The sequence below is a fragment of the Brucella pseudogrignonensis genome, assembly GCF_032190615.1.
Lineage (GTDB): Bacteria > Pseudomonadota > Alphaproteobacteria > Rhizobiales > Rhizobiaceae > Brucella > Brucella pseudogrignonensis_B.
In genome coordinates this window covers 2,169,740-2,185,598 of sequence record NZ_JAVLAT010000001.1, presented here as the reverse complement: position 1 = coordinate 2,185,598, position 15,859 = coordinate 2,169,740, and the positions used below count along the sequence as shown (strand labels likewise).

Genomic DNA, 15,859 nt, shown 5'->3' with positions numbered 1-15,859 from the left:
CTCAGAAGAATGTCTTCGCTGCAGTTTCAGCCAAACCACCGAGCCAGCCGCCGATCAGTCCATAGAACAGAACGAAGGCGCCAGAAACGAGTAATACGAGACGCAGTTCAATTGCCGCTGGAACAAATGTCGTTACCGGCTCATCGAACCACATGATCTTGATCATACGCAGGTAATAGAACGCGCCCACAACCGATGCCACAATACCGATGATTGCCAACGGATAAAGACCGACTTCAACGGCTGCAACGAAGGTGTACCACTTACCGAAGAAGCCAGCGAGCGGCGGAATACCAGCAAGCGAGAACAGCATGATCGTCATGATGACAGCCATGACCGGATTGCTGCGCGACAGACCTGCAAGATCGTCGATCTTCTCGACATTGCATTCCTTGGTCCGCATGGACAGGATGAAGGCAAAGCTACCGAGCGTCATGACAAGATAGATCGCCATGTAAAGAGCAACGCCCTTAACACCGACAACCGTACCGGCAGCCAGACCAACAAGGGCATAGCCCATGTGGCTGATCGACGAGTATGCCATCAGGCGCTTGATGTTGCGCTGACCGATAGCGGCAAAGGCACCCAGCACCATCGAAGCGATTGCAACGAAAGTGATGATCTGCTGCCAGTCTTGCGTGACAGGAGCGAATGCGCCTTCCACAACACGAACGATCAAAGCCATCGCAGCCATCTTAGGAGCGGCAGCAAAGAACGCAGTTACTGGTGTTGGCGAACCTTCATAAACGTCCGGCGTCCACATATGGAATGGAACGGCGGAAATCTTGAAGCAGAGGCCTGCAAGAATGAACACCAGACCGAACACCAGACCAAGCTGACGCTCACCACCAGAAACAGCGGTTGCGATTTCGGCAAAACCGATATGGCCGGTGTAGCCGTAAACAAGGCTGATACCATAGAGCAGCATACCCGACGACAAAGCGCCAAGAACGAAGTATTTCAGACCAGCTTCTGTCGAACGAACGCTGTCACGATTGAAGGCAGCGAGCACGTAGAGCGCAAGCGACTGCAATTCGAGGCCCATATAGAGTGTTAGCATGTTCGATGCCGACACCATGATGAGCATGCCAAGCGTGGACAACACGATCAGTACAGGGAATTCGAACTTGTCGAATTTCTCTTCACGCGCAAAGCCAACCGACATGATCAGCGCCACGATGGAGCCGATCAGTGTCAGCACCTTCATAAAGCGTGCAAACGCATCGTTGACAAAGGCGCCGCCAAAAGCGCTGCCATTGTGGGGGAAGATAACGATCAATGCGAGTGCTGCAATCAAAACAGCAACAGCAAGGCCATTGACGAGGGTTGAGGCGCGCTCTCCGGAGAACACGCCGATCATGAGCAATGCCAGTCCGCTCAGCGCGAGGAGAACCTCGGGAGCTGCGAGAGACAGGGAAGCAATCAGGTCGGTTTGCATCAAGCCTACGCCTTTACTTACTGCGCCAGCGTAGCGCTAGCGGCATTTGCCAGCGCTGCGTCATAATTGGTAACCAGTGCATGCACGGCGCTCGCGGTCGCATCGAAGACCGGAACCGGATACACACCGAAGAAGATAGTGAGAGCCACAAGCGGATACAGGATCACCTTCTCACGCGGGGTGAGATCAAGAATGCTCTTGAGGCTTTCCTTGGTCAGCGCACCAAACACCACGTTGCGATAGAGCCAGAGCGCATAGGCTGCCGACAGGATCACACCCGATGTTGCGAACAGCGCTACCCACGTATTGACGCGGAAGACACCGAACAGCGTGAGGAATTCACCGATAAAGCCAGACGTACCCGGAAGACCGACATTCGCCATCGTCAGGATGAGGAAAGCCACGGCATATTTCGGCATCCGGTTTACGAGACCGCCAAAGGCCGAAATTTCACGGGTATGCATGCGATCATAGATCACGCCAACGCAAAGGAAGAGCGCGCCCGAAACAATACCGTGCGAGAGCATCTGGAAGATTGCACCCTGCACGCCCTGTTCGTTGGCGGCAAAAATACCCATGGTCACATAGCCCATATGCGCAACCGATGAATAAGCAATCAGCTTCTTGATATCTTCCTGCACCAACGCCACGAGCGAGGTGTAGACGATAGCAATTGCTGAGAGTGCAAAGACGAACGGAGCGAAATCGGCAGAAGCGAGTGGGAACATCGGCAGCGAGAAGCGCAGGAAGCCATAGCCACCGAGCTTTAGAAGAATACCCGCCAGAATGACCGAACCTGCTGTCGGTGCTTCAACGTGCGCATCCGGCAACCATGTATGCACTGGCCACATTGGCATCTTCACGGCAAAGGACGCGAAGAATGCCAGCCATAGCCACGTTTGCATACCTGCTGGGAAGTCGTATTTTAGCAGTTCGACGATGTTAAGCGTACCGGCCTGCCAGTACATTGCCATGATCGCGATCAGCATCAGCACAGAGCCGAGCAGCGTGTAAAGGAAGAACTTGAAGCTCGCATAAACGCGGCGCTTGCCACCCCATACGCCGATGATGATGAACATCGGAATAAGGCTTGCTTCAAAGAACACGTAGAACAGGAACAGATCGAGCGCACAGAACACGCCGATCATGAGCGTTTCCAGAATAAGGAACGCAATCATGTATTCCTTGACGCGCTTCTCGATAGCCAGCCAGCTCGCAAGTATGCAGAATGGCATCAGGAAAGCAGACAGCACGACAAACAGCATGGAAATGCCGTCAACGCCCATGTGGTAGGAAATGCCTCCACCGAGCCAGCCGACCTGTTCGACCATCTGGAAGCCCGGATTTGAATTGTCAAACCCGGCCCAGATAACCAGTGACAGAATGAAAACGAAAACCGTGGTCAGCAACGCAACATTCTTAATGTTGCGACGCGAGGCTTCGCTGTCATCCTTGATGAGAAGGATCAACAAGGCGCCGACGAGCGGCAGAAATGTGACCGTAGAAAGAATTGGCCAATCGGTCATCAGAAAGAGCTCCCGAGCATCATCCAGGTGACGAGCGCGGCGACGCCGATAAGCATCGCGAATGCGTAATGATAAAGGTAACCCGACTGCATCTTCACAACGCGATCTGTAACATCGAGAACGCGTGCAGCGACACCATTAGGACCGTAACCGTCGATAATCTTGCCGTCGCCAACCTTCCAGAAGAAGCGGCCGAGCCAACGTGCAGGACGAACGAAGATGAAGTCGTAAAGTTCGTCGAAATACCACTTGTTGAGAAGGAACTGGTACAGACCGCGATGACGCTCTGCGAGTGCCTTCGGAATGTGTGGTGCGCGGATATAGAAAATCCAAGCGATTACCAGACCGATCAGCATAGCGATGAACGGCGACAACTTAACCCACAGCGGAACATGGTGATAATGTTCCAGGATTTCGTTGCTTGGCAACGTGAAGAGCGCGCCCTTCCAAAATTCAGCATATTCGTGGCCGAAGAAGTATTCCTTGAACACGACACCTGCAAACAGTGCGCCGACAGCAAGGATGAACAACGGCACGAGCATGACCGGAGGCGATTCATGAACGTGATGCATGACTTCAGCAGAAGCGCGTGGCTTGCCATAGAATGTCATGAAAATCAGACGCCATGAGTAGAAGCTCGTAAACAGAGCTGCAACCACCAGAAGCGTGAACGCGTAACCCGAAGCAAGGCTGTGCGATGCGAAGACCGACTCGATGATGGCATCTTTCGAGAAGAAGCCAGCAGTACCGATGATTGTGCCCGGAACGCCCAGACCCGTAATAGCAACAGTACCGATCATCATCATCCAATAGGTGATCGGGATCAGCTTACGCAGGCCACCCATACGACGCATATCCTGTTCGTCAGAAACGGCATGGATAACCGAACCTGCGCAAAGGAACAAAAGCGCCTTGAAGAAAGCGTGCGTGAAAAGGTGGAATACAGCAGCACCGTAAGCACCAACACCGAGAGCCGCGAACATGTAACCAAGCTGCGAACAGGTCGAGTAAGCGATAACGCGCTTGATGTCGTTCTGCACAAGCGCAACGGTTGCAGCGAAGAACGCTGTCGTTGCGCCGATGATCGTCACGATAAGAAGTGCGGTGTGCGAGAGTTCAAAAATTGGCGACATGCGCGCAACCAGGAACACACCCGCGGTCACCATCGTTGCCGCATGAATAAGTGCGGAAACAGGTGTCGGGCCTTCCATCGCGTCAGGCAACCATGTGTGCAGCAGGAACTGAGCCGACTTACCCATCGCGCCCATGAACAAGAGCAGGCAGACAACCGTCAGAGCGGTTTCTTTGTGCAGTTCATAGCCGAGGAAGTTGAGAACGACTGCACCAGTATCAGCAGCACCTTCTGCTGGCAGGTAGTTTGCTGCGGCTGCAAAAAGCGTGTTGTAATCAACCGTCTGGAACAGCGCAAACAGACCAAAGATACCGAGCAGGAAGCCAAAGTCACCAACACGGTTGACAACGAAAGCCTTCATTGCAGCGGCATTTGCCGATGGCTTCTGGAACCAGAAGCCGATCAGAAGGTAAGAAGCAAGACCCACGCCTTCCCAGCCGAAGAACATCTGGATCAGGTTGTCCGACGTAACCAGCATAAGCATGGCAAAGGTGAAGAGCGAAAGATAAGCGAAGAAGCGCGGACGATGCGGATCGTGATGCATGTATCCAATCGAATAGATATGCACCAAAGCCGACACCGAGTTGACCACGACAAGCATAACGCCCGTCAGCGTATCAACGCGCAAAGCCCAATCAAACGACAGCGAACCAGACGTGACCCAGTGAAGAACAGGGATACGAACCGTTTCGGCATCGTGGCCGAGCGGGATTTTGAAGAACACGACCCATGACAGGATCGCAACGATCACCATCAGGCCGGAAGTCACATATTCACTCGCCTTTGCACCGATCTTATTGCCGAAAAGTCCGGCAATAAGAAAGCCAATAAGCGGAAGGAAGACGATCGCGTTATAGAGCATTTGCCCGTCAACCTTTCATAACATTGACGTCTTCCACCGCGATAGAACCGCGATTACGGAAGAAAACAACGAGGATTGCGAGACCGATAGCTGCTTCCGCAGCCGCAACGGTCAGAACGAACAGCGCGAAAACCTGCCCGACCATATCGCCAAGCACAGAAGAAAACGCCACAAAATTGAGATTGACCGAGAGAAGGATCAATTCGACAGACATCAGGATAACGATGACGTTCTTACGGTTTAAGAAGATACCGAAAACGCCAAGGGTGAACAGGATGGCTGATACGGTCAGATAATGAGAAATACCGATTTCCATATTCTTTTCCTCAAATGCCCTTGCCTGTTTCGACTTGCTTGATCTCGATCGCCGTTTCAGGCGTACGAGCAACCTGATCCGAAATCGACTGGCGCTTCACATTTGGCTTGTGCCGCAGCGTCAGAACAATCGCACCGATCATGGCGACCAGAAGGACCAATCCAGCAATCTGGAAGTTGAAGACAAAGTCAGTGTAAAGAATGTCGCCGAGGGCAGCAGTGTTGGTGCGTTCAGCAATGTCAGGGATTGGAACCGCACCCTGCCCCAGCTTAGGCGTGAACATCGAACCCGCAAATACAACAATCAGCTCGCCCAGCAGGATCAGACCAACCAGAGCACCAACCGGCGCATATTGCAGCGCACCGCGCTTCAATTCGGAGAAGTCAACATCCAGCATCATGACGACGAAGAGGAAGAGAACCGCCACAGCACCGACATAAACGACGAGCAGGATCATGGCGAGGAACTCGGCCCCTGTCAGCAGGAACAGGGCCGCTGCATTGAAGAAAGCGAGGATGAGAAACAGTACCGAATGCACGGGGTTGCGTGCCGCAATTACCATGAACGCACTGGCGATCATGATAAAGGCGAACAGATAGAAGAACGCTGCCGCAATACCTGTCAGCATGGGGATCCCCCAACACCTTTCCGTGGACAAAGCCTGATTGCTTCATCCGCTTTAGTCTTTGTTTGCCGCGAATAATCGCGAAACTTAAATTCCAGCAACAAGATGGGCCGCCCCTTCTTGTTGCCGCTTTTCAAACCGGATGCTGAAACCGCGTTTCAGCAATACCAATCAGCGATATGGCGCATCCATTGCGATGTTGCGCGCAATTTCGCGTTCCCAGCGATCGCCATTGGCAAGGAGCTTGTCCTTGTCATAGTAAAGCTCTTCGCGGGTTTCGGTCGCAAACTCGAAATTTGGACCTTCAACGATTGCATCCACCGGACACGCTTCCTGACAGAAACCGCAATAGATGCACTTCACCATATCAATATCGTAACGAACCGTGCGGCGCGTACCGTCATTGCGGCGTGGACCCGCTTCAATGGTGATAGCCTGTGCCGGGCAGATCGCTTCGCAAAGCTTACAAGCAATGCAGCGTTCTTCGCCATTTGGGTAACGGCGCAGTGCATGCTCGCCACGAAAACGAGGCGAAATCGGACCCTTTTCATGCGGGTAGTTCAGCGTCGCTTTTGGCGCGAAGAACTGGCGCATGGAGAGGAAGAAAGCCGCAACGAATTCCTTGAGAAGGAGGGATTTCGCGGCCTGTGCGAATGAAGCCATTTATCTTTCTCCTTACACCAGATCGAAGACTTTGATGACGGTTGCGGTCAGAACAACCATACCAAGCGAAATTGGCAGGAACACTTTCCAACCCAGACGCATCAGCTGGTCATAACGATAACGCGGTACAAAAGCCTTCACCATTGCGAACAGGAAGAAGCAGAAGCAGAGCTTGAGCATAAACCAGATGATGCCCGGAACCCAGTTGAGGAACCATACGTCAACCGGAGGCAACCAGCCGCCAAGGAAGAGTGTGGTCATCAGGGCGCACATCAGCGTGATCGCCACATACTCGCCGAGGAAGAACAGAAGGAACGGCGTGGACGAATATTCGATCATATGACCGGCCACGAGTTCGGATTCAGCTTCGACAAGATCGAATGGCGGACGGTTCGTTTCAGCAAGCGCCGAAATGAAGAAGATCACGAACATCGGGAACAGAACCAGCCAGTTCCAATCGAGGAACGAAGCAGGCAGACCTAGCGATGTGCCAAGACCCGTATTCTGCGAAAGCACAATGTCTGTCATGTTGAGTGAGCCAACTGTGAGCAGAACCGTAACGATCACAAAGCCAATCGACACTTCATAAGAGACCATCTGCGCTGCCGAACGAAGTGCACCCAGGAACGGATACTTCGAGTTCGAAGCCCAGCCGCCCATAATCACGCCATAAACTTCAAGCGAAGAAATAGCGAAGATATAGAGAATGCCGACATTGATGTTTGCAATCGCCCAGCCTTCATTGACCGGGATGACCGCCCATGTTGCCATCGCCAGAACCGCCGAAATGAAAGGTGCGAGAAGAAACACACCCTTATTCGCGCCCGAAGGAATGATCGGCTCTTTAACGACGAACTTCAGAAGATCGGCGAAAGCCTGAAACAGACCCCAAGGACCAACAACGTTTGGTCCACGGCGAAGCTGCACGGCTGCCCAGATCTTACGATCCGCATAAAGCAGGTAAGCCACGACGATCAGCAATACGACAAGCAGAACGACCGACTTCAGCGCTATGATCAGCGCAGGCAAGACGTAAGCTGCAAAAATTCCGTCCATTATTCCGTCTCTCTCTCGCTTACTCAGCTGCCTGTTGGAAGCTGCCGGCCGCAAGCGCCGAGCACTCGGCCATGACAGCGGAAGCACGCGCGATTGGGTTCGTCAGATAGAAATCCTTGACCGGCGAAACGAACGCAGCGCCGCCAGAAAGGTTAGATGCTTTTGCTGCAAGCGCCGACAGATCGTCTGCATTTGCAGGAGCAATCGTGTCAATCGCCATCATATGCGGGAAGTCTGCATAGAGCTTGGCGCGAAGCTGCGAAAGACTGTCAAACGGCAAACGCTTGCCGAGCGTGTCGGAAAGAGCGCGCAAGATTGCCCAATCTTCCTTAGCTTCGCCCGGAGCAAAGCCAGCACGGTTGCCAAGCTGAACGCGACCTTCCGTGTTGAGCCATGTACCCGACTTTTCGGTATAGGCTGCACCCGGAAGAATAACGTCAGCGGCATGTGCACCGGCATCGCCGTGTGTGCCGATATAGACAACGAAGCTCGATGCTTTCTTGGTCATGTCGAGTTCGTCTGCACCAAGCAGGAACACAAGATCAAGATTGCCAAGCATGTCGTTCGCAGCCTTGCCGCCCTCACCCGGAACAACACCGAGATCAAGAGCACCAACGCGGGAAGCGGCTGTGTGCAAAACCGAGAAACCATTCCACTCGGCGCTGATCGCGCCAACATCCTGTGCCAGCTTTGCAGCTTGAGCGAGAACAGCGGCACCGTTTTCGCCGGTCAATGCACCCTGACCAACGATGATCAGCGGACGCTCTGCCTTAGCCAATACGTCGCGGAATGCATTCTTGCCAGCAGCAACAGCTGCCAGTGTGTCTGCGCCAGCGCCAAGATATTCGTAGTTGTAACGCAGCTCAGCCTGTTCACCGATCATAGCAATCGGGAAATGGCCCATACGCTGACGCTTACGAATACGCGCATTCAGAACAGCAGCTTCAACGCGTGGGTTGGAACCGATAATCAGAAGAGCGTCAGCATTTTCAATGCCTTCGATCGTTGTGTTAAAGAGATAGCTTGCACGACCGAGAGCCGGATCAAGTGCTGCGCCATCCTGACGGCTGTCGATATTCTTCGAGCCGAGCGATCCGATGAGGTTTTTCAGAGCGTAGAGTTCTTCAACCGAAGCCAGATCACCAGCAACTGCGCCGATCTTATCAGCTGAAGTCGAAGAAACCTTTGCAGCGATTGTTGCAAAAGCTTCTGGCCACGTGACAGCAACCAGACGGCCACCCTTGCGAACATATGGGCGATCAAGGCGCTGTGTGCGCAGACCATCCCAGATGAAGCGGGTCTTGTCGGAAATCCACTCTTCGTTCACCTGCTCATTGACGCGCGGCATGATACGCATCACTTCACGGCCACGAGTGTCAACGCGGATGTTTGAACCAACAGCGTCCATCACGTCGATGGTTTCTGTCTTGTTCAGTTCCCACGGACGTGCCTGAAATTCATATGGACGCGAGGTCAGAGCACCAACCGGGCAAAGGTCAATCACGTTGCCCTGCAGTTCCGAGGTCATTGCGCGTTCAAGATAGGTGGTGATTTCAGCATCTTCACCGCGACCAATGAGGCCCAATTCAGAAATGCCAGCCACTTCGGTTGTGAAGCGAACGCAGCGCGTGCAGTGAATGCAGCGCGTCATAACCGTCTTGACGAGTGGGCCGATATACTTGTTTTCAACCGCACGCTTGTTTTCGCGATAGCGCGAGCCATCAGTACCAAACGCCATGGCCTGATCCTGCAGATCGCACTCACCAGCCTGATCGCAAATCGGGCAATCGAGCGGATGGTTGATGAGCAAGAATTCCATCACGCCTTCGCGGGCCTTCTTGACCATAGGCGTGTTGGTGAAAATTTCAGGTGCTTCGCCGTTCGGGCCAGGACGCAAATCGCGAACACCCATAGCGCAGGATGCGGCCGGCTTTGGCGGTCCGCCCTTCACTTCAACAAGGCACATGCGGCAGTTTCCAGCGATGGAAAGCCGTTCGTGGAAACAAAAACGCGGGACTTCAGCCCCCGCGGCTTCGGCAGCCTGAAGGAGCGTATAGTGATCGGGTACTTCGATCTCTGTGCCGTCAACCTTAATATTTGCCATCGCTTATCCAAACCTGCGGCTCTTGCCGCATCTTCCAGATGTCAAACTCACTTGCAGCCCATGGGAGGTGGGCTGCACTACACAATGCCTAAGCCCTATTCCGCTGCTTCCAGACGGATATTGCGGCTCTGAACGGCGTTGCGTGTATAATCGTCAATGCGCTTTTCAATTTCCGGACGGAAATTGCGGATCAGACCCTGAATAGGCCATGCAGCAGCATCACCAAGCGCGCAGATCGTATGACCTTCAATCTGCTTGGTAACGTCGAGAAGCATGTCGATTTCGCGCTTCTGCGCGTTACCCTTGACCATGCGTTCCATGACGCGCCACATCCAACCGGTGCCTTCACGGCATGGCGTGCACTGGCCGCAGCTTTCATGCTTGAAGAAAGCGGAAAGACGCGCAATTGCCTTGATGACGTCGGTGGACTTGTCCATGACGATCACGCCGCCGGTACCGAACGAAGATTTCTTTTCGCGCATGCCATCAAAGTCCATGATGGCGTCCATCATGTCTTCGCCCTTGATGATCGGGCAGGATGCACCGCCGGGAATAACACCGAGCAGATTGTCCCAGCCACCACGAATACCGCCAGCGTGCTTTTCGATCAGCTCGCGGAAGGTGATGCCGAGGCTTTCTTCAACTGTGCAAGGCGTGTTCACATGACCAGAAATCTGGAACAGCTTGGTGCCGACATTGTTCGGACGGCCAATCGACGAGAACCATGCACCACCACGACGTAAGATTGTCGGAGCAACAGCAATCGATTCAACGTTGTTAACAGTCGTCGGGCAGCCATAAAGACCCATATTCGCAGGGAACGGAGGCTTCAGACGTGGCTGGCCCTTCTTGCCTTCAAGGCTTTCGAGCAGAGCGGTTTCTTCGCCGCAGATATAAGCGCCAGCGCCGTGATGAAGGAATATATCCATATCCCAGCCGCACTTATTGTTCTTACCCAGAAGGCCAGCATCATAGCACTCATCAATTGCTGCCTGCAGCGCTTCACGCTCACGCATGAATTCGCCGCGCAAATAGATGTAAGCGGTGTGCGCACTCATTGCACAACCGGCGATAACGCAGCCTTCGATCAGCGTGTGCGGATCGTGGCGCAGAATTTCGCGGTCCTTACAGGTGCCTGGCTCGGATTCATCGGCATTCACGACGAGGTAATGCGGACGATCCGTCACTTCCTTCGGCATGAACGACCATTTCAGGCCAGTCGGAAAGCCTGCACCACCACGTCCACGAAGGTTTGATGCCTTCATTTCGTTGATGATCCAGTCACGGCCCTTTTCGATGAAGCCCTTGGTGTTATCCCAATGGCCACGTGACATTGCGCCTTTCAGCGACTGGTCTTTAAAGCCATAGATATTGGTGAAGATGCGATCTTTATCAGCCAGCATGTCTCACCTGCTTCCGTCTTTGGTTGCGGCTTCTGCTTCAGCCTTTGCCTTTGCTTCGGCTTCTGCCTTGGCTTTAGCAACTGCGGCATCAGATGCCTTACGGGTTTCCAGACCAACCTGTTTGTAGTCGAGATCTTCGGTCAGAGCCGTCAGTCCACCCATGGGTTCAGACGTGATACGGCCATCCTGTGGACCCGGCTTAACTGTGTCGCCCTTGCCTGCTTCAAACGTATCGATGATTTCAGCAAGACGTTCAGGCGTCAGGTCTTCATAAGCATCCTTGAAGATCATGACCATCGGCGCATTGACGCAAGCGCCCTGACACTCAACTTCTTCCCACGACAGCGTGCCTTCGGCATTCAGCTCGAAAGGATCGTGGTGGATTTTATGACGGCAAACATCCATCAGCGCTTCCGAGCCACGCAACATGCATGGTGTAGTGCCGCAAACCTGAATGTGGGCGCGGGTTCCAACTGGCTTCAGCTGGAACTGCGTATAGAAGGTTGCAACTTCCAGAACGCGGATCAGCGGCATGTCGAGCATGTGAGCTACATATTCGATTGCAGCTTTTGTAACCCATCCCTCTTGCTCTTGCGCACGCATGAGCAGCGGAATAACAGCCGACTGCTGACGGCCTTCCGGGTATTTTGCGATCGTCTTGTGCGCCCAAGCCTGGTTTTCCGCGTTGAAAGCGAAACCAGCCGGCTGGACGGCATCATCTGCGAGACGGCGAACGGACATCAGCGGTCAACCTCACCAAACACGATATCGAGCGAGCCAAGGATTGCCGACACGTCAGCCAGCATGTGGCCGCGGCACAGGAAATCCATAGCCTGAAGATGGGCAAAGCCCGGCGCGCGCAGCTTGCAGCGGTAAGGCTTGTTGGAGCCATCCGATACGAGGAAGACACCAAATTCACCTTTTGGCGCTTCAACTGCTGCATAAACTTCACCGGCAGGCACATGGTAGCCTTCCGTGTAAAGCTTGAAGTGATGGATGAGCGCTTCCATCGAGCGCTTCATCTCGCCGCGCTTTGGCGGCACAATTTTGTTGTCGGTGTGCGAAACAGGACCAACACGTTCCTTGCCAAGCAGAAGATCAACGCACTGGCGCATGATGCGCGCCGACTGGCGCATTTCTTCCATACGGATCAGGTAACGGTCATAGCAGTCGCCGTTCTTACCGATTGGAATATCAAATTCCATTTCGTTGTAGCACTCATATGGCTGCGACTTACGCAGATCCCATGCTGCACCCGAACCGCGAACCATGACGCCCGAGAAGCCCCAAGCCCATGCATCTTCGAGCGAAACAACGCCGATGTCGACGTTACGCTGCTTGAAAATACGGTTTGGCGTAATAAGGTTGTCAAGGTTCGTGAGCGTCGTTGCGAGAAACGGATCAATCCATTTGCCGATGTCTTCAACGAGCTGGTCAGGAATGTCCTGATGAACACCACCCGGACGGAAGTAAGCAGCATGCATACGTGCGCCACAAGCGCGCTCGTAAAACACCATCAGCTTTTCGCGCTCTTCAAAGCCCCACAGCGGCGGCGTCAGTGCACCAACGTCCATAGCCTGAGTGGTCACGTTCAGAAGATGGTTCAGAATACGACCGATTTCCGAGAAAAGAACACGGATCAGCTGACCACGCTTCGGCACTGTAATGCCAAGCAGACGCTCAACAGCCAAAGCATAGGCGTGTTCCTGATTCATCGGCGCCACGTAGTCGAGGCGGTCGAGATAAGGCAAAGCCTGAAGATAAGTCTTCGTTTCCATCAGCTTTTCGGTGCCGCGATGTAGCAGACCGATATGCGGATCAACGCGTTCCACGACTTCGCCGTCGAGTTCAAGAACAAGACGCAAAACGCCGTGCGCAGCAGGGTGCTGCGGACCAAAGTTAATATTAAAGTTGCGGACCTGAGTCTCAGCCATGTTTAGCTTCCTGTCGCTCAGTTCGTCTTGGCTTTTTCATCGCCCGGCAGGACGTAATCCGTCCCTTCCCATGGCGAGAGAAAGTCAAAATTGCGGAATTCCTGTCGCAGCATGACAGGCTCATAAATGACGCGCTTGGCTTCATCACTGTAACGAACTTCAACGAAGCCAGTGGTCGGAAAGTCTTTGCGCAGCGGATGACCTTCAAAACCGTAATCGGTCAGAATGCGACGCAGATCAGGGTGACCGGAGAACAGAATACCATACATGTCGTAGGCTTCGCGCTCAAACCACTCAGCGCCGACGAAAACCGATACGGCAGAAGGAACCAGCGTGTCCTCATCAGCCTGAACCTTCACACGAATGCGCAGGTTCTGGCGTGGTGAAAGGAACTGATAAACAACGTCAAAACGCTTGGCGCGCTGTGGATAATCAACGCCGGAAATATCCGTCAAGTTAATGAACTGGCACTGCACGTCGTCGCGCAGGAATGTCAGAACATTAATCAGGCTTGCAACCGGAACAGACAGCGTCAGCTCACCATAGGCCAGCTTCGCCTCTTCGATCGCATCGCCGAGACGTTCTTTGATATAGCCGGAAAGTTCACCAAGAGCTTCTTCGCTCATATCTCTAACTTCCTTTTTTAGACCCCGACCCATCCTTGGGAAAACAGATCGAGTTCTAACAAACCTTCTTGCACCATTGAGACCAAAAGGTCCGCTTAGCGCTCGATCGTACCTGTGCGGCGGATCTTCTTCTGAAGCATAAGAATGCCATAAAGCAACGCCTCAGCCGTCGGAGGACAACCCGGCACATAGATGTCGACAGGAACAACACGGTCACAACCACGCACTACAGAATAAGAGTAGTGGTAGTAGCCACCACCATTTGCGCACGAACCCATCGAAATGACATAGCGTGGCTCTGGCATCTGGTCATAGACCTTGCGCAGAGCCGGAGCCATCTTGTTGGTCAGCGTGCCTGCAACGATCATAACGTCAGACTGACGCGGTGACGCACGCGGCGCGATACCAAAGCGCTCAGCATCATAACGCGGCATGGAAATATGCATCATTTCCACAGCGCAACATGCGAGACCAAAGGTCATCCACATCAGCGAGCCAGTACGTGCCCAGGTAATCAGAGCGTCAGCAGATGTGACGATGAAACCCTTATCGGACAGCTCGCTGTTCAGATCGTTGAAAAACGCATCATCGGAACCAACAGGCTTGCCCGTGCGCGGGTCAAGAATGCCTTTTGGTTGCGGAGCAATGAGTGTCGATCCAGACGCTTGATTTGTTCCGGTCAATCCCATTCGAGGGCTCCCTTCTTCCATTCATAGATGAAGCCGATGGTCAGAACGCCAAGGAAAAGCATCATCGACAGGAAACCGAACCAGCCGATTTCACCAAAGGACACAGCCCATGGGAACAGGAAGGCGACTTCGAGATCGAAGATGATGAAGAGAATCGACACCAGATAGAAACGGATGTCGAATTTCATGCGAGCATCATCAAAAGCATTGAAGCCGCACTCGTAAGCTGAAAGCTTTTCCGGGTCTGGCTGTCTGTACGCGACAAGAAACGGCGCAACCAGAAGGGCTACACCAATTACCATCGCAATGCCGAGAAAGATGACAATCGGCAAATAGGAACTTAAAAGCTCGTTCATGGTCCTTATCCGGCTTGAATACGAGGCGACGCCGCCTGTAATAAGCTTTTTAGAGCTTACCACCATGCGACACATTGCATCTCTTGCAACCTCGTCGCCTCAAGCAGCTTCAAGGGCATGCCGTGCGAACTTAAGTATTTGGCTGGACGGTTAGCGCAGCATGCACGCGAGCGCAAGCCCTCCAGCGCGATCAAGCGGGTATAGTGCGCTCAAGATGCTTAATAAGCACCATCCGCAAGCCCATATATGCTACCCAAATTTGATATAGCATGAAATCATCATAATTTCGTGAGGAAATAGAGATGAACGATCTTTCGTCATTTTAAGGCGAATAGAATCAATCGATTTAAAATCGACTGATCTCGTTGAAGATATTTTCGATGGCGCCGCCCAGAAACCAGCGCCGTCATCTCTGATTCATATCCTGTATCGGCCGCCGTTCGTAATGCGTCAGACTTGGCGAGACTTCCGATAAATAACGCTGCTAAACACTCTTTATATATAGGGCGCCATTTGCAGTTATATATAGAGTTTAAAACTCCTTCATTTCGTCGTCGCAATGCCATGATGTGACCAGAAGAAAAATCCCGTCGCCGTCGGTAAGATTCTTAAAATAAATTAGCCCCAGAGATTCGCGGTCAGGATTCAATTGCCTTCAGCAATTCGACAGCAGCTTTTAGGATTGTGCCTCAGACATAATCGCGTTCTGCGGGGGCATTTGGAATCAAACCCTGAATATGCCGTCAGCGCAGAATAACAAAGAACACCGATACAAAATCCCAGGAGGGCGATATGAGCACATATTTGCTCACCTGCGGCGACATTTTAGTTGTTTTGGCCGGGATATTCTCTGTAGCTTATCTTTCCTGGAAGCGGAAAACAAAATAGCCCTGCCCCACACAAGCGACGATGAAGCTGAGAGCGAGCTTATTAAGCGCCACAGCATCTGTTCTAACTCTTTTCACGCATGCCGTTATCGGAAAAGCGATTCACACGTTTCAACGACAAGCTTTAATCGCGCACCCATTAAAGATGCCCGACGTATAAGCGCTGCTTTTCAAGCAGCAGGCCACATCAGAAATCATTTGTATATCGAGATGAAATAAATTCGCGAGATTCGCCATTTTCA

Annotated in this window: 14 protein-coding genes; all 14 read right to left on the bottom strand. The window is 52.9% G+C overall.

All coding sequences use genetic code 11. The features are described 5' to 3' along the window. Window position 1: 1 nt before the first annotated feature. Entirely contained in the window at window positions 2-1,438 is a 1,437-nt protein-coding gene (nuoN, locus tag RI570_RS10600) for an NADH-quinone oxidoreductase subunit NuoN (RefSeq protein ID WP_313828371.1), read from the bottom strand. A gap of 17 nt (window positions 1,439-1,455) precedes the next feature. Continuing rightward, entirely contained in the window at window positions 1,456-2,964 is a 1,509-nt protein-coding gene (locus RI570_RS10595; RefSeq protein WP_313828370.1) for an NADH-quinone oxidoreductase subunit M, read from the bottom strand. Continuing rightward, window positions 2,964-4,958, bottom strand: coding sequence for an NADH-quinone oxidoreductase subunit L (gene nuoL, locus RI570_RS10590; RefSeq protein WP_313828369.1), 1,995 nt, complete (start codon window positions 4,956-4,958; stop codon window positions 2,964-2,966). Before nuoL ends, RI570_RS10595 begins: the two co-directional genes overlap by 1 nt. Before the next feature lie 7 nt (window positions 4,959-4,965). Further along, entirely contained in the window at window positions 4,966-5,274 is a 309-nt protein-coding gene (gene nuoK, locus RI570_RS10585) for an NADH-quinone oxidoreductase subunit NuoK (RefSeq protein ID WP_007874552.1), read from the bottom strand. 10 nt (window positions 5,275-5,284) lie between these two features. Then, the gene (locus RI570_RS10580; protein WP_313828368.1) at window positions 5,285-5,902 is read right to left on the bottom strand and encodes an NADH-quinone oxidoreductase subunit J; all 618 of its coding nucleotides are present in this window, start codon (window positions 5,900-5,902) and stop codon (window positions 5,285-5,287) included. A 168-nt stretch (window positions 5,903-6,070) separates the two neighbouring features. Then, entirely contained in the window at window positions 6,071-6,562 is a 492-nt protein-coding gene (nuoI, locus tag RI570_RS10575) for an NADH-quinone oxidoreductase subunit NuoI (RefSeq protein WP_094506964.1), read from the bottom strand. A gap of 12 nt (window positions 6,563-6,574) precedes the next feature. Then, window positions 6,575-7,618: an NADH-quinone oxidoreductase subunit NuoH gene (gene nuoH / locus RI570_RS10570; protein WP_310010423.1), complete on the bottom strand. Its 1,044-nt coding sequence runs from the start codon at window positions 7,616-7,618 to the stop codon at window positions 6,575-6,577. A gap of 19 nt (window positions 7,619-7,637) precedes the next feature. Beyond that, entirely contained in the window at window positions 7,638-9,722 is a 2,085-nt protein-coding gene (gene nuoG, locus RI570_RS10565) for an NADH-quinone oxidoreductase subunit NuoG (protein WP_313828367.1), read from the bottom strand. A gap of 95 nt (window positions 9,723-9,817) precedes the next feature. Next, window positions 9,818-11,125 carry an NADH-quinone oxidoreductase subunit NuoF gene (gene nuoF, locus RI570_RS10560; RefSeq protein ID WP_007874542.1) on the bottom strand — a complete coding sequence of 436 codons (1,308 nt, stop codon included), beginning with the start codon at window positions 11,123-11,125 and terminating at the stop codon, window positions 9,818-9,820. Window positions 11,126-11,128: 3 nt separating this feature from the next. Then, on the bottom strand, window positions 11,129-11,866 hold the full coding sequence (nuoE, locus tag RI570_RS10555) for an NADH-quinone oxidoreductase subunit NuoE (protein WP_313828366.1): 738 nt from the start codon (window positions 11,864-11,866) through the stop codon (window positions 11,129-11,131). Continuing rightward, window positions 11,866-13,059: an NADH-quinone oxidoreductase subunit D gene (locus tag RI570_RS10550; RefSeq protein WP_250039645.1), complete on the bottom strand. Its 1,194-nt coding sequence runs from the start codon at window positions 13,057-13,059 to the stop codon at window positions 11,866-11,868. Before RI570_RS10550 ends, nuoE begins: the two co-directional genes overlap by 1 nt. 17 nt (window positions 13,060-13,076) lie before the next feature. Continuing rightward, window positions 13,077-13,685 (bottom strand): NADH-quinone oxidoreductase subunit C, encoded by a 609-nt coding sequence (locus RI570_RS10545; RefSeq protein ID WP_313828365.1) that lies wholly within the window; start codon window positions 13,683-13,685, stop codon window positions 13,077-13,079. 95 nt (window positions 13,686-13,780) lie between these two features. Then, window positions 13,781-14,374: a NuoB/complex I 20 kDa subunit family protein gene (locus RI570_RS10540; protein WP_024897475.1), complete on the bottom strand. Its 594-nt coding sequence runs from the start codon at window positions 14,372-14,374 to the stop codon at window positions 13,781-13,783. Continuing rightward, window positions 14,365-14,730: an NADH-quinone oxidoreductase subunit A gene (locus tag RI570_RS10535; RefSeq protein WP_094506957.1), complete on the bottom strand. Its 366-nt coding sequence runs from the start codon at window positions 14,728-14,730 to the stop codon at window positions 14,365-14,367. Before RI570_RS10535 ends, RI570_RS10540 begins: the two co-directional genes overlap by 10 nt. Window positions 14,731-15,859: the final 1,129 nt, after the last annotated feature.

Coding starts and splice junctions, on each gene's coding strand:
- nuoN (WP_313828371.1), bottom strand. CDS start 1,438: ATGCAAACCGACCTGATTGCTTCCCTGTCTCTCGCAGCTCCCGAGGTT.
- RI570_RS10595 (WP_313828370.1), bottom strand. CDS start 2,964: ATGACCGATTGGCCAATTCTTTCTACGGTCACATTTCTGCCGCTCGTC.
- nuoL (WP_313828369.1), bottom strand. CDS start 4,958: ATGCTCTATAACGCGATCGTCTTCCTTCCGCTTATTGGCTTTCTTATT.
- nuoK (WP_007874552.1), bottom strand. CDS start 5,274: ATGGAAATCGGTATTTCTCATTATCTGACCGTATCAGCCATCCTGTTC.
- RI570_RS10580 (WP_313828368.1), bottom strand. CDS start 5,902: ATGCTGACAGGTATTGCGGCAGCGTTCTTCTATCTGTTCGCCTTTATC.
- nuoI (WP_094506964.1), bottom strand. CDS start 6,562: ATGGCTTCATTCGCACAGGCCGCGAAATCCCTCCTTCTCAAGGAATTC.
- nuoH (WP_310010423.1), bottom strand. CDS start 7,618: ATGGACGGAATTTTTGCAGCTTACGTCTTGCCTGCGCTGATCATAGCG.
- nuoG (WP_313828367.1), bottom strand. CDS start 9,722: ATGGCAAATATTAAGGTTGACGGCACAGAGATCGAAGTACCCGATCAC.
- nuoF (WP_007874542.1), bottom strand. CDS start 11,125: ATGCTGGCTGATAAAGATCGCATCTTCACCAATATCTATGGCTTTAAA.
- nuoE (WP_313828366.1), bottom strand. CDS start 11,866: ATGTCCGTTCGCCGTCTCGCAGATGATGCCGTCCAGCCGGCTGGTTTC.
- RI570_RS10550 (WP_250039645.1), bottom strand. CDS start 13,059: ATGGCTGAGACTCAGGTCCGCAACTTTAATATTAACTTTGGTCCGCAG.
- RI570_RS10545 (WP_313828365.1), bottom strand. CDS start 13,685: ATGAGCGAAGAAGCTCTTGGTGAACTTTCCGGCTATATCAAAGAACGT.
- RI570_RS10540 (WP_024897475.1), bottom strand. CDS start 14,374: ATGGGATTGACCGGAACAAATCAAGCGTCTGGATCGACACTCATTGCT.
- RI570_RS10535 (WP_094506957.1), bottom strand. CDS start 14,730: ATGAACGAGCTTTTAAGTTCCTATTTGCCGATTGTCATCTTTCTCGGC.